At 40.5% G+C, this 14407-nt stretch carries 15 protein-coding genes; 1 reads left to right on the forward strand and 14 read right to left on the reverse strand.

Annotated elements, in window-relative coordinates; translation table 11 throughout:
* Positions 1 to 83 precede the first annotated feature (83 nt).
* From H8692_RS01670 to H8692_RS01720, 11 genes are all read right to left on the reverse strand, one after another.
* Positions 84 to 1181, reverse strand: a complete 1098-nt coding sequence (locus H8692_RS01670; protein WP_177269508.1) for a glycerol dehydrogenase — start codon at positions 1179 to 1181, stop codon at positions 84 to 86.
* Between the two features lie 146 nt (positions 1182 to 1327).
* Complete coding sequence (locus tag H8692_RS01675) at positions 1328 to 1876, reverse strand: 2-oxoacid:acceptor oxidoreductase family protein (protein WP_177269510.1); 549 nt, start codon at positions 1874 to 1876, stop codon at positions 1328 to 1330.
* Between the two features lie 5 nt (positions 1877 to 1881).
* Entirely contained in the window at positions 1882 to 2088 is a 207-nt protein-coding gene (locus H8692_RS01680; RefSeq protein WP_177269512.1) for a 4Fe-4S dicluster domain-containing protein, read from the reverse strand.
* Positions 2070 to 2903, reverse strand: a complete 834-nt coding sequence (locus H8692_RS01685; RefSeq protein WP_187524859.1) for a thiamine pyrophosphate-dependent enzyme — start codon at positions 2901 to 2903, stop codon at positions 2070 to 2072. The genes H8692_RS01680 and H8692_RS01685 overlap by 19 nt, the downstream gene beginning before the upstream one ends.
* Positions 2896 to 4098, reverse strand: a complete 1203-nt coding sequence (locus H8692_RS01690) for a thiamine pyrophosphate-binding protein (protein WP_187524860.1) — start codon at positions 4096 to 4098, stop codon at positions 2896 to 2898. The genes H8692_RS01685 and H8692_RS01690 overlap by 8 nt, the downstream gene beginning before the upstream one ends.
* 389 nt (positions 4099 to 4487) lie before the next feature.
* The gene (locus tag H8692_RS01695; RefSeq protein ID WP_177269518.1) at positions 4488 to 5312 is read right to left on the reverse strand and encodes a carbon-nitrogen hydrolase family protein; all 825 of its coding nucleotides are present in this window, start codon (positions 5310 to 5312) and stop codon (positions 4488 to 4490) included.
* Positions 5313 to 5332: 20 nt separating this feature from the next.
* Positions 5333 to 5989 carry an RraA family protein gene (locus tag H8692_RS01700; protein WP_177269520.1) on the reverse strand — a complete coding sequence of 219 codons (657 nt, stop codon included), beginning with the start codon at positions 5987 to 5989 and terminating at the stop codon, positions 5333 to 5335.
* Positions 5976 to 6245, reverse strand: coding sequence for a hypothetical protein (locus H8692_RS01705; protein ID WP_177269522.1), 270 nt, complete (start codon positions 6243 to 6245; stop codon positions 5976 to 5978). The genes H8692_RS01700 and H8692_RS01705 overlap by 14 nt, the downstream gene beginning before the upstream one ends.
* Positions 6246 to 6247: 2 nt before the next feature.
* Positions 6248 to 7696 (reverse strand): sodium:solute symporter family protein, encoded by a 1449-nt coding sequence (locus H8692_RS01710; RefSeq protein ID WP_177269524.1) that lies wholly within the window; start codon positions 7694 to 7696, stop codon positions 6248 to 6250.
* A gap of 18 nt (positions 7697 to 7714) precedes the next feature.
* A complete protein-coding gene (locus H8692_RS01715; RefSeq protein ID WP_177269526.1) occupies positions 7715 to 8443 on the reverse strand; it encodes a creatininase family protein in 729 nt (242 codons plus the stop codon).
* A 38-nt stretch (positions 8444 to 8481) separates the two neighbouring features.
* Positions 8482 to 9057: a hypothetical protein gene (locus H8692_RS01720; RefSeq protein WP_177269528.1), complete on the reverse strand. Its 576-nt coding sequence runs from the start codon at positions 9055 to 9057 to the stop codon at positions 8482 to 8484.
* 146 nt (positions 9058 to 9203) lie between these two features.
* Between H8692_RS01720 and H8692_RS01725 the strand changes: the two genes are divergently transcribed.
* The gene (locus H8692_RS01725; RefSeq protein ID WP_177269530.1) at positions 9204 to 10697 is read left to right on the forward strand and encodes a hypothetical protein; all 1494 of its coding nucleotides are present in this window, start codon (positions 9204 to 9206) and stop codon (positions 10695 to 10697) included.
* 54 nt (positions 10698 to 10751) lie between these two features.
* Here H8692_RS01725 and H8692_RS01730 read toward each other — a convergent pair whose 3' ends face one another.
* Genes H8692_RS01730 through H8692_RS01740 form a run of 3 tightly spaced genes read right to left on the reverse strand, consistent with a single transcriptional unit; the run spans position 10752 to position 14382 of the window.
* A complete protein-coding gene (locus tag H8692_RS01730; RefSeq protein ID WP_187524861.1) occupies positions 10752 to 11423 on the reverse strand; it encodes an FCD domain-containing protein in 672 nt (223 codons plus the stop codon).
* A gap of 19 nt (positions 11424 to 11442) precedes the next feature.
* Entirely contained in the window at positions 11443 to 12819 is a 1377-nt protein-coding gene (locus H8692_RS01735) for an aldehyde dehydrogenase family protein (protein ID WP_187524862.1), read from the reverse strand.
* A 48-nt stretch (positions 12820 to 12867) separates the two neighbouring features.
* Positions 12868 to 14382 (reverse strand): acetyl-CoA hydrolase/transferase family protein, encoded by a 1515-nt coding sequence (locus tag H8692_RS01740; RefSeq protein WP_177269535.1) that lies wholly within the window; start codon positions 14380 to 14382, stop codon positions 12868 to 12870.
* Between the last annotated feature and the right edge of the window lie 25 nt (positions 14383 to 14407).

Here is a 14407-nt window from a genome sequence, read left to right on the forward strand (position 1 = left end):
ATAATCAACAAAAGGAGATATATTCTCCATACTAGCGCATTTCAAATATATCTCCTTTGACTTCATTCAATACCAAGAGCCACTTATTCACCCTGATAATACCGTCCATATGCATCCGCTGCCTTCAGAGCAGCGAATACCGTTTCAGGAGTTACTTCAAACGGCATGTTATGGAGAGTATCGTTTTCGGCACAAGCCGCTTCAGCCACTTCCATTATCTGCTGATCCGTTATTTTTTTCGCTCCGAGCTGCTTCCATGTTATAGGAAGCCCCACTTCTATACAAAACTCTATAACCTCTTCAAGCTCCTCAACAGGTACATTTTCCAGCACCAGCTGCGTTATAGTACCAAAAGCCACTTTCTCTCCATGATACATATCATGGCATTCCTCCAGCACAGTCATTCCGTTATGAATAGCGTGAGCGCCCGCAAGACCTGCACTTTCAAAGCCTATACCCGAAAGCAGTGTATTTGCTTCTATGATTTTCTCTACAGATTCTGTGCATGCTCCGGCTTCAAGTGCAATCTTGGCCTTTACCCCTTCTTCCATAAGTGTGTTAAAGCACAGTTCTGCCAATGTCATTGCAGCTTCAGTCGTTTTACCTCCGGCACATGATACAGCTCCGCTTTGCTTACATGCTCTTGCCTCAAAATACGTTGCCAGAGCATCTCCCATTCCTGCAACTGTAAGCCTCACCGGTGATTTTGCTATGATGTCTGTATCCATCATCACCATATTAGGATTTGAAGGAAGAAACAGATACTCTTCAAAAACCCCGTCATCTGTATATATAACAGATAAGGCGCTGCACGGTGCGTCTGTAGAAGCTATGGTAGGACAGATCATCACAGGTGTCTTATTGTAAAAAGCTACCGCCTTTGCTGTATCAAATATCTTACCGCCTCCTACTCCTACTACCAAATCACATCCGCTGTCTTTCATCAGTGCTGATATTCTGTCGATTTCATTTCTGCTGCATTCACCGTTAAAATAATCAAATTTCAGCTGACAATCTGCGTTCTTAAAACTTTCCTCGATCTCATCGCCTATCCGTTTATATCCGCCGTGACTTATGAGAATGAGAGCTTTCGACCCATATCCTGCCGCATAAGTTCCCAATTTCTTCATTTCCCCTGCGCCCTGAACATATCTTGAAGGGCTTATTAAAATTTTTGCCATGATAATAATCTCCTTTCTGTCTGCAACAGCTGTCTTTAAAGATTTTCCCAATTAACGCTGTATTTTATTCATATTGAATAGCGTATACTTTTTATTGTACAAAGTATACCATATTTATGCAGACAATCCACAGCAAAAATAGATTTTTACGCCATTTTTCTTTCGTCTGCCAACGCCTCAGCTATACTGTCATAACCTCTCCTATAAGCCTCTATATTAGAGTCAGCTACATTTGCCGCAAAAACTTTTCTGATCTCGTCTTCCACAGTATCAAAATGTATCTTTGGGAGAAGTTTAGTCAACGCTCCCAGCATCACCATATTCACGGTAAAAGGTTTGCCCATATCCTCTGCTATTTGCGTAGCGGGTATTGCGTAACAACCATTGGTATCTTCATCTACAAGAGTACTGTTCACTAAAATGACTGCATCTTTTTTTACTGTATCGATGTACTTATTAAACCCTATCTGATTCATGGCAACAAACACATCCGCTGTATCTACTTTCATATAATCTATAGTTTCATCAGATATGACTACTTCTGCTTTACATGCACCGCCTCTTGCCTCCGGGCCATAACTTTGCGTCTGGGAAATATTGTAATTTTCTCCCAACCCATATCCTTTTGCCAGCAGAACAGATGCCAATATGACTCCCTGCCCACCTGCTCCTGCGAACCTTATATTAATTCTCATCTTTCCTACTCTCCTTCTACATTTATAGCTCCATCCGGGCATAATTTCTCGCACATTCTGCAAACTACACACTCCTCGATTTTACTTATATTTGGCATTGTAGTTCCGTAATTATTGCGTTTTTTTGATTTCACCAAAACCTTCTTTGGACATACAGCAAGGCATATATTGCATCCTTTGCAGCATGCTTTATCTACTGTGATACTGACCATGACTCCGTCCTCTCTATTCCTTGTTCTCTAAGTCTGGCTTCTGTCTTTTCTATATACTCTTCTGCTCCGTCATCATTTCTGAATACGCCTATAGGAATCTTCCCCTCTATACGTGTTTTTCCTTCCTTGTATAAATAAGTATTTTCTTTGTATAGCCGCATTATCTTTGCCGGATCCTTCTCCCCGTATATACTTTTCCCGGCCTGAACAGGGCACTGCGAAAGAACTTCTATAAAAGAAAAGCCTCTGTGCATCAAGCCGTCTTTTATAGATTTTGCCAGCTGAACAGGATGAGCTGTCGTCCATCTGGCCACATAACTGGCTCCAAGTGACATCACGAGCCTGCATCCGTTTATAGGCTCATCTATACATCCAAAGGGAGATGTCTTAGTGATCGCGCCTTTTGGTGTGGAGGGAGATTTCTGTCCTCCTGTCATCCCATATATATAATTATTTACCATGATAACTGTCAAATCTATATTTCTGGACGCTGCATGAAGAAGATGATTGCCTCCGATAGCCAGACAGTCTCCGTCTCCGGTGAAGACCATTATTTTCTTATCAGGTCTGGCCAATTTCAGACCTTCCGCAAATGCCAGCGCTCTCCCGTGCATAGTATGCATGACATCCATTTTATAATAACAAGGTATCCATGATGAACATCCTATCCCGCTTACACAAGCGATATCATCTTTTATCCCCAGCTCATCCATAGCATTGGCCGCCGCAAACTGTATTATTCCGTTTCCGCAGCCGGGACAAAATAGTGTAGGCAACGATTCCGTTTTAATATATTTCTCATACAGTTTATTCATTTATTCCTGCCTCCTCCAATATCTTATCCAATATCTCCTTTGGAGTATGAATATCACCGCCACATTTCGGCATAGATATAACAGCTTTATCCTTAAAAACTCTTTCTATTTCTCTGAAATATTTGCCTACATTCATCTCAGGCACTATGATAATATCAGCATTTTTTGCAGCCTCTTTGAGTAATTTTTCCGGAAACGGCCATACAGTGTTTATTTTCACCAACCCCACTTTAAGATGACTGTAATCTGTATGCAATGTTTCCTGCACACCTTTTCTGAAAAGGTCTTTTACAATCCTCAGTTTTGAAGCAATTCTTCCGTCCTTGACGCCTCTTGCCAGCTTTACGGCATTAAGTGAAGGTCTTGCGACCGAACCATAGGCCACGATAGCTACATCAGCATCCTCCATAAAATACGTATCTATGCTTGCTATGATATCCGTATTATCTGATATTTTTCTGTTTATATCATTTATGAATTCACCGCTTCGCTTTGCCAAATGCCCTATCCTTCTGCCTTGTTCATCATGAAGCTGACCTTCAACCATGGTGTTTTTCCCCTGAAAAAAATCAGCCTGCGGAGATACTACATATTGATGTTTCACACTTTCAATAATTTTCGAACCGCCCTCAACTGCTATCTTCTCTCTCATATGGCCTACTACCTCATCAGCCAAAACGATAACTGGTGTCCTGAATTGTTCTGCAAGTTCAAAAGCTCTCACTGTAAAATCGAACATTTCCTGAACAGAAGAAGGAGTAAGAACAATAATTTCATAATCACCATGACTGCCATATCTGGCTTGATATATATCTTGTTGTGATGAAAGCGTCGGCTGGCCCGTTGAAGGGCCTCCTCTCTGAACATTTACTATCACTATGGGAGTTTCTGTTACTGCCGCAAACCCTATAGCTTCCTGCATCAATGTATATCCCGGACCTGACGTAGCTGTCATGGCTTTTTTTCCGCCCCACCTTGCACCTATTATGGCACATGCAGATCCTATCTCGTCTTCCATCTGAATAAATGCACCGCCTGATTTCTGCATTTCTGCGGACATCATTTCTATGATTTCTGTCGACGGTGTTATAGGATATCCTGCAAAAAATCTGCAGCCTGCATAGATCGCTCCTTTAGCGCAAGCCTCATTCCCCTGCAGTACCAACTCTTTTTTTCTTAAGGATCGCCTTTCCATTATCTGACCTCTCTGTTTTAACGATATAGCAAAATCATCTTCTGCTGCATTACATAAATATTACAGGATAATATTTCCCAAAGCCTCATTACATTTTTAACTAATTTGCTATATTATTATGTTTGAATTTCCTTTTCTTTTTAATTTTAAAAAGCGCTCTTTTCCTTCTTATTTTCCTTAGGATAATATTAGCATTCCATTTTAGTAACTTCAAGGCAAAAACATTGAAATTCCAACATTCTTTTGTTTTAAAAAAGTATATTGTATCTTTGTATACAATCATATTTTAATAAAATCATCATTAGGCAATACTGTGAATTAAAAGTATTACAAAAAAGACAACCGCAAATTTGTTACATTTGCAGATGTCTTTTTATAACAGTCTTTTTTTATTTTATATCATAGACAGAAGGAACTCTGTTATGGAATGTTCCCAGAGCATCTCTTATCTGACTGGGATAATCTGAGTCTACATAAGCCTGAATAAATGACGGTTTATCAGGCGCAGTGGCAACCGGTATTCCCCATGGATCAGCAATAAGGCTGCGTCCGCACATGTTGAGGGTATCACATACCTTGCCGAAAATATTTACTCCCATCACATACATTCCGTTCTGAAGCGCAGCAGCTTTTATAAGATCCTGCCAATGATCAAAACGAGGCGAAAAAAATGCAGCCGGCACCATAAGATACTCTACACCTTTAAGGGCATAGGTTCTGGCCATTTCAGGAAATCTCACATCATAACACACCATAACACCAACTCGTCCGAAATCTGTATCAAATGTTAAAAGATTATCTCCTCTGGTTATCTGATACGATTCCTGTTCCTCACCTTTAGCATCCAGAACATCGAAAAGATGTATTTTATCATATGATCCTATGATATCACCATTTCGGTCAAATACGAGGGAAGTATTATAAATATTTCCATCTTCCTGCTTATTGGCAACTGTGCCGCCTATTATATAAGTATCATAGGCTCTGGCACGCATAGCCAGCATTTTTTTAATTTCTTCATTATATTCTTCTATTATCGGAGTATCCTTGCTCTCCGGAACAAAAGAAAAATATTCGGGAAATACTGCGATGTCAACATATTTATATAAGCCCAAGGCTTCATCAAGCAATCCGAAAGCATCTTTCAGGTTTTTTTCCAGATCATATTTTGTAGGTGAATTCTGAATACCTACGATACTTACCTTTCTACCCATAATCTAACTCCTTATCATTACTAAAGCGGATATTCGGGAACATAAAGCTGCTGAAGCGTCGCTCCTTCGAGAACTTCCTTTTTCTCTCCGGACTCCTGAGCCTGATCGGAAATAGCCGTATCCAGCAATTCTTCTGCCTCGAAATCGCGCAGCACCAATATTCCGTTCCTATCTGCCATTATCATATCCCCGGGATGAACCACTACGCCTCCACATGAGACATCATAATTTATCTCACCACAGTCATGTATAAACTTAGTCGTCAGAGCGCTTACACCTCTGGCAAATACAGGAATACCGATTTCCTCTATCTCTTCAAAATCTGTCATAGGGCCATCTATCACTATAGCACTGACTTTCCTTGTATTAGCACACAGCGCTACCATCTCTCCCACTGCGGCGTGAGTTTTGTCTCCACACCTGTCGATCACAATGATGTCACCTTCCTGAGCCATACTTACGGCGAGGTGCAAAGCTTTAGATTCTTCTGACGGTATTCTTACGGTCAAAGCATTTCCGAAAACTTTAGTCTCACGTCCGCACATAAACTTTATATCCGGATTCATGAATCCAAATTCCGTATAATGTCCCATGGCCGCTATATCAGCTTTCAATGCTTTCTCTGCCAGTCTCTCCGAAAGACCGTATTTTCTTTCCGCTATATTAATTTTCATCATTTGCCTTCTCTTCCTCCGCTGAAGCGCCGGCGCTCATAAGCCTATCAGCCTCAATCACGGCTTTTATGCCGTACCCTAAAACTATAGCTGCAGGAATGATCAGCATTGCCGCGCACTCATATGCCAACCAATCCCACCTGTATATGAATCCCAGTATTATTATGACCGACTGTATAGCTATAACTATAAGAGATGCTGCCGTTACAATGGGGTCTTTTCCTATTCTCTCATTGTTTTTCCTCTGTTTGTTTTCCATTTTTACACCCCCTGTTGAAGACCGGCAGTCCTGCCGCCTGCTCCTTTATAAGTTATCTTACATATGATCATATAAAGTATGAAAGAAGCTACCCAAGTGATATTGTTTGCAGGAACTCCTGTGCTTTCTGCCATTATGTAGTTCCAGAAAAGCCAGAAAGCGAAGCCAAATGCCATAGTAATCCAGCCTGCCTGAGGAGTCCTCTTCTTGTAGAACAGTCCGACAACAAGCGGAACAAAAAGACCTGCCACTTGGAATCCCGTTACAAAGTAAATGGCATTTACTATTCCCGACATCCATTGAGAAGTTGCCAGCATGGAGAATATTATTATAATCACCGTCGCTACATTACTCCACTTTATCATCTTTTCATCACTTACTGATTTTCCGGTAAATGCTGTATAAAGATCCTTCGTACATGCCGCTGCCTGTACGAGAATATAACTGGAAAGAGTAGACATTACTGCTGCTATAAGGCCTGCCACAAACAACCCTCTGAGACCTGTCGGAAGAGCTTCAAATACAGTCATCCAGAAAGCTCTGTAGAATTCTTCTCCCGGATGCAGAGTTCTTGCACAGAAACCTATCATTATAACTGCCGCAGAAAATACCAGCCACATAGGTATACAGAACATAAAAGAGCGTTTCGCCGTCTTTGCTGAATCAGAAGCAGAGAATCGCTGATACATCATCGGTTCTGTATATATCGCAAGTCCTATAAGAGCCCATGACAGTGCCGTAAGACTGCTCATTCCTCCCATCGGCTCAAAAAGAGAAGGAGCTTCTGTTCCCAGTGATGAGAATATGGCATCCCATCCGCCTGTCATATTCATGACCATGATGACTCCGATACCCACCGAAAAACTGATGAATCCCAGCTGGAATGTATCAGTCATAGTCACTGACCACATTCCCGAAGCCAATACATATATACCTACTATTATCCCGGAAACCACTACAGATATAACTGTCGGCATATCGAACATCAGAGCCAGAAGCTGTGATATTACAGTTATATTAGCTCCGTTATAGAGCACTCCCGCCAGTACCGCTATAGTTGAAAAAACTTTAGCCTTTCTGTTGTACAGATATTCCATAAGATCAGGAATAGTCATTACATCCTCAGGAATCTTTCCTCTTACCAGCGGTGCTATCCACAGTGCAAACGGTATCCTTGATATGGTGCATGGTATTACATAAACTATCATTCCCGCTATACCTATAGTAGCTCCATATTCAGCCACACCTACCACAGAATATCCGTCATACCATGAAGTCATCATAGTACCGATAACCAGAGGCAAAGTCAAAGATCTCCCTGACAGAAAATAACTGCTCATACTGGCTCTTGCTTTACTCCTAAAACGGAGACCGATACCGATCATAAGCACAAAATATCCTACAAGGATAGCAGTATCAAAACCTCCCCAAGGCACATTAACGTGTAACATTTTTTCCTCCTTCTCCAACTATTTCTTCCATTTTTCAAGAAATGCAACAATAGTCTTTACTGCGTTCTCTATCATCTTCTCGCCTTTTTCGGCGTTTCCTGCAAAAGGATCTCCAAGAACTGAAGTTTCTGTATCAGCCGTAAAATATTCATAAACATATAAGTTAGGGATTTCTTCGCCTGCTCTTCTTTCCTTCTTCATCATCTTTTCCTCTACGACAAGTTCAGGAAAAAGATATTTAAGAATAGATGTGCCCACTTCTGCGGCATGTCCCTGAGGAAAATCACTTTCCATCAGTTCTTTATTGATGTTAAAAACAAATCTCCACCAGTCTATATGAGCACATTCCATACCGTGATCTCTCATGAATTCACATGCCACTTGATCTATAGCGCCTATATTTCCCACATGTCCGCACAGAAAAAGAACTTTCTTTATTCCCTGTCTTCTCAGACTTTCCATTACATCACGATAAAGAGATATGAGTGTCTGTGTCGACACGGTCAGTGTGCCTGTATAGCACATAAGGTCTTCAGAAAACCCATATGTTATCGGCGGGGCTACAAAACAGCCCGCCTCTTTGGCAGCTCTCTTGGCCACCTCATAAGTCACCATCCAATCAGATCCCATCGGAAGATGATGTCCGTACGCTTCCGTAGCTCCGACAGGAAATATAGCTGTATCCGACTCTTTAATAAACCTTCCGAATTCTTCAAGCGTCATTTCTGCAATAAGGTTTTTATCCATTGCCTGACCTCCTTCTAAAATATTTAATAATAATGAATTTAATTATATACAAAATATGTTCCGTATCTGTCTGCCGGTATCCAGGCTTTCTTCTCCTTTCCTCCAAAGGAATACAGTACCTCATAATATGGCCTGTAAAACTTTTCTGATGATATGACTTCCAGTTCCGGCGGTTTCTTATATTTTGACAGAAGAACTTTCCATCTGGCATCCACGACGGCTTTCTTCACAGCTTGTTCATCAGAAAAAAATTCTTCCTCTATCAAATCTCCTTCTATACTTTTTCTTATAATTTTTAGCTTAATATTATCCTCTATGACGCCTGTCCCCTTTTTATCATCAACAATAAAAGTAAGACGCCCTTTATCGGTCCTTCTTGCGCTGAAATATGAAACGGAGTATTGCAGAACAACTTTCCTGCACGGCACATAACAAAATCTCGTACTTACAATACGAGGTCTGAACAGGAACATTTTTTTTGGCACTAAATCACCAAGCTCACTTTCACTGACAGTTATCTCAGTTACATGATTTTTAACCAAAGTCTTACCTTCCTCTTCAATAACAGTTTTTTTGCTTTTCAGTCTTTTTACAGATTTTTTTACTTCTTTCATAGTTTCTACCTCGTTAAACCTTTACTTCTAAATTTTATTATTACTTTTATTTTAGGGCAATACAAAAGCGTCAATTGTCTGTCATTTTATATTGACAAAAAAATGACACCACTCTATACTTATGGTATGATAAAGGAGTTACTGTCATGAAAGAAAAATCTTATACACAGCTTTCCCTTATTCTCGATCATCTCTTTATCAAATCCAAGGATCTGGCTTCGGCTATCCACGTTGATGCTTCCATGGTAAGCAGATGGAGAACGGGAAAAAGGATACTTAGCAACAGATCTGAACATTATGCCAACATCATAAATTTTATACTGTACTGGGATGAACGGATGAATTATCAGAATATCGCCACCTTTCTCATAGATTATTATCCTAATAATTCTTATGAAACGAGAGATGATTTTCACAGCGCCATAGATATGTGGCTTTCCGAAAAGAAAATATCGCCTTCTTCTCCTCCGGAATATCCTCCCGTATCCTCTCCTGCCATGAATATACAGCTTAATATCTTGGATACCACACTCCAAAAAAAGAAAGCTATGCTGTATCTGCTGGATGTCGCCCTCTCTCTTTCAGACAGCAGAAATCTTTACATACTCATGGATACCTTTGCAGACAAACTTCTAAATGAAGAAGACTTTTACAGCAAATGGATAGAACGTCTGAAGATGGTAACATCTAAAGGAATCACTGTCCACTTCATATACAGCAGCTACTTCTTAGGATCCTCCATCATCAACATGGACAATTTTCTGAAGCTCTGTTTCTCCGAAAATTATCATGCATATTATATGGCAAAGGCAAGCGGACATCCCTTCATGCTTTGTGTCTTGGAAGAAAGCTTTGCTATAACTAATTTTGTACATATACCTGATGAGAAAACATCAAGCTTCTTCACATTTTCTGACAGAAAACTTCTTTACAGATTCCAGCATTATTATCTGGAACAACTCAATAACTGTACTTCTTTTCTTAATTATTACAACTATCCGAACCATTTCTTCGATCATATGGATTTTTCTTCAGATGCAAAACGAAAGCTTTGCTGCTATGATCCTACGCCTTTTCTGTTTCCTGTGCCTCCTGAATTTTTCAAGGAGATCTTGGATTATAATGGTTTCGATGACGAATCTGCTTCTCTTATCATGAAACGATATATGTCCATAATATACGAACCATTCATGAGCGCCGATAACGTTTTTACTCATAATATCATACTGGATATCAGTGAAATGGCAAGAGCTCTCAGATCTGCAGATCAAATTATCATGTGCAAGATATTGACAGACGAAGAAATAGTAATACCGAGAAAATTCTTCTCAGGATATGTTCAGTACATATATGATTTTATCCGAAAACATATGAAAAGTGGGAACCCTCCTTTCGATATATTTCTCATCACGGACAGCAATATGTCACTTCCCCGTGACTCCTCCGTATTCACTGTGGACAGTCTCTTTGCATATATCCATTCATACTCCATGAACAGATATCTGATGATAACTAATCCGGCCATTGCAACAGATATGTATCGCTATATAAAAAAGGCGTGGGACAAACTGCCTGAAGAAAATCACTATACGAAAAGCAGCCTTTTGCTTCTCGAAAAGTTGCTTCGCACTTTATCATAACACAAAAATACACCTGCAGATTCTTTCATCATATCTGTCAGGTGTATTTTATTATTACTTTTTCTGTATCTCTATCCAGCGTTCCTCAGCCCTTGTCCTTGAATTCTCAAGATGAATGCGCACAGCTTCAACTGCTCTTTCCGTATCTCTTGCTTCCAAAGCTTTATATATCTTCTCATGCTCGGCATATATAGCCGGCAGATCAGCTTCCTTCTTTAAAGTATTCTTCCTCGCTATATGAACATAATCCTGATATGATTTTAATACTTGGACAATGAATCTGCTTTTTGTCATCAAATATATCATATTATGAAAGTCTTCATTAGCTTTGAGAAGTTTTTCGTAAAAATTATTTTCTGTATAAAAACTCATGAGTACCAAATGGTCCCACAGACGAGCTAAATCTTCACTTCCGGCATTTTCTACGGCCCATGTTACAGCCAGCTGCTCTACAGATGATCTTACAGCATATATATCTGACATATCTCTCATGGTGAATCCTTTAGCAAAACATCCCTTATTAGGAATATATTCTACAAGCTGCTCTTTTGAAAGCTGTTTAAATGCATCTCTTACAGGTGTTCTGCTTACTTTCAGATCTTTCGCTATCTTACTTTCAATCAGCTTTTCTCCCATAGGATACTCGCCGTTTATGATCCTGGCTCTCAGAATCTCTGTTACTTCTTCCGCAAGAGACGCCTCCCCCGCCAGTTTTTCATGTTGCACTTTTGCTCTCCTTTTCCCTTTATCTCCACAGCTCTTCATCTGTAGGAACATAATTATCAGGCATATACCGTGCGATCCTCGATACGTTCATCAAATGTTTATAATCAAGATTCTCGGAAATACTGTTGTGTCCCCACGAACCGCATCCCAGAGTATTGGTAGGCGCCAGACCATTATAGAAACTGCCTCCTGCACTGCTGGCTGACACTTGATTTATAACAAATCTTGATACACAAAGTTCTTTGCCTACATACTCTATATTCTCCTCTGAATCGGAATGAAATGCTGCACTATGTCCTTTTCCATCCTTTTCAAGATTCTCTCTGGCTATATTTACACCTTCTTTGAGAGTCCTATATTTATAGGCTGCTATAACCGGAGCCATTTTCTCACCGCCCAGAGGGTCTGTAATTCCTGTTCCTTCAGCTTCGGCAACAATGATTTTAGTATCTTCGGGAATATCTATTCCTGCCAGCTTCGCCACACTTGCACACGACTGTCCAACTGAATGCCTATTCGGCTTGCCATCCTGAAACAGCGCATCTCTCACAGCCTGCAATTCCTTTCCGCTTCTGACTATATAAGCTCCATTTGCTTCAAACTCTGCCATCACAGCATCATAATCATCTTCATGGCATATCACAGACTGCTCTCCGGAACATATTATCCCGTAATCAAATGTTCTCCCTGCAATTATCTTAGGTACGGCCACCTTACAATCATAACCTTTATCTATGATACATTGTACGTTTCCTGCGCCGACTCCCAAAGCAGGTCTTCCCGAACTGTAGGCTGCTCCTACGACACCTGCTCCTCCTGTAGCTATAACTACATCTGCAGACTGCATGAGGTTTTTTGTGTTGTCTCTGGAATGCCAATCCAGTATCTGTATGAGATCATCAGGATATCCCAGTTTGCTAAGCTCTCTGTTTATCATGTTCACGGTTTCTGTACTGCATTTGATAGAACTGTGGTGCGGTGTTATTATGATAGCGTTTCCGCATTTGAGAGCAAACATAGCATTGCTCATAGGAGTGACTATAGGGTTCGTACAAGGCGTTACAGCAGCCACCACACCCATAGGCTTTGCTACTCTGGTTATACCGGTAGTCATATCTGTATCAAGAATGCCTCTGGATCTCTTTCCCTTAAGAGAATTCCATATAATCTTAGACTTCTGTTTATTCTTGGCGATCTTATCGGGAACATTCCCCATATTGGTTTCCTCAACTGCAATTTCAGCCAGATACTCGGCATTGTCATAAACCACCTTTCCTATAGTTTTGACAGCCAGATCCACTTTCTCTTGACTCATCTTCTCAAACTCTGCTTGCGCAGCTCTTGCTCTTTCTATATATCCATCGATATAAACTTTACTCATTTCACTGTCATTCATTCTAATCACCTCTTTAAATCATATCCTTTTATCTGTTCGCAAGAACTATTAAAGCATGCTGCCTGTATCAATATACTTGCTGTGCCAAGACAGCGCCTCATTTAAAATGTGTGGAGTATGCAGCGCAGATACTCGGCATGCTCTTTCAAAATAACTCATCAGCTGTTCTTTAAAATCCGGATGAGCACAGTTCTCTATGATTTTCACAGCTTTTTCTTTCGGACTCAATCCCCGAAGATCTGCATACCCCTGTTCTGTAACAAGTACCATGACCTCATGCTCTGTATGATCAACATGAGAAACCATAGGAACTATGGATGAAATTTTACCGCCTTTAGCCGTGGAAGGAGTACTGAAAATAGATATGGCTGCACTTCTGGAAAAATCTCCTGATCCTCCTATTCCATTCATCATTTTGGATCCCATGACATGAGTAGAATTAACATTCCCGTAAATATCTGCTTCTATAGCAGTATTCATTGCTATGACACCCAGCCTTCTTATTACTTCCGGATTATTGCTTATCTCCTGAGGCCTTAAAATAATTTTGTCTTTGAAAAACTCTGCTTCATCTAAAAATCTTTCTAACGCATCAGGAGATGGGCTCAGTGCTGTTGTGGAAGCGACGGCAGCTTTTCCCGATCTCAGCAGATCGAGCATTGAATCCTGCACAACCTCTGTATAAAAAGTCAGATCTTCATATTGTGAATCGCACAATCCGTATAAGACTGCATTAGCTACACTGCCTACTCCCGATTGCAACGGAAGAAGAGACTTACCTAACCTGCCGTATTCTACTTCTTTCTCAAAAAATTTTATTATATTATCAGAAATCTTTTTTGATATCTCATCCGGTTTGCTCAGAAACCTTGTCTGATCTTTCATATCCGTGACAACTATTGCTGCTATCTTATCAAACCCGCACTCCATATATGGCTTGCCTATCCTATCCCCGGGAGAACATATATTAATAGGTTTTCGGCAGGGGGGATTATCCAGTATAAAAATATCTGCCATGCCTTCAAGACTAAGGGGTTTATCTAAATTGATCTCCACTATAACTTTATCTGCATTCTTGATAAACGACGGTGAATTCCCTATGGAAGTCGTTGGCACTATATGTCCTTCTCCTGTGACAGCCAGTCCCTCTACTATAGCCACATCTATTTTGTTCAGCACGCCATAATTCAGATACTGGGTACTCTGAGATAAATGCAGATCGACATAATCAATCTCTCCCCTGTTTATTTTATCCCTTATGACAGAATTAGTATGATACGGCAGCCGTTTTTTTATCATCCCTGCTTCTGTCAGTTCTGTATCAATTTCGGGACCTACTGATGCTCCCGAATACAGATCTATTTTTATCGTTTCACCGCATCTTCCTCTCTCTGCCAGCGCCAGAGGAACTGCTTTAGGATAACCCGACGGAGTAAACCCGCTTACACCTACAGTCATCCCGTCCTGAATAAACTGCGCTGCCTCCTCGGCAGATCTGAGCAGAGAAAATGCTCGGTCACTTCTCAAACGATCTTTTAGCTCGGTATTAGATCCATTCATCATCCATCACTTCCTTCTTACTTAAATT

Origin of the sequence: Lentihominibacter hominis (assembly GCF_014385065.1) — a bacterium.
Classification (GTDB): domain Bacteria; phylum Bacillota; class Clostridia; order Peptostreptococcales; family Anaerovoracaceae; genus Lentihominibacter; species Lentihominibacter hominis.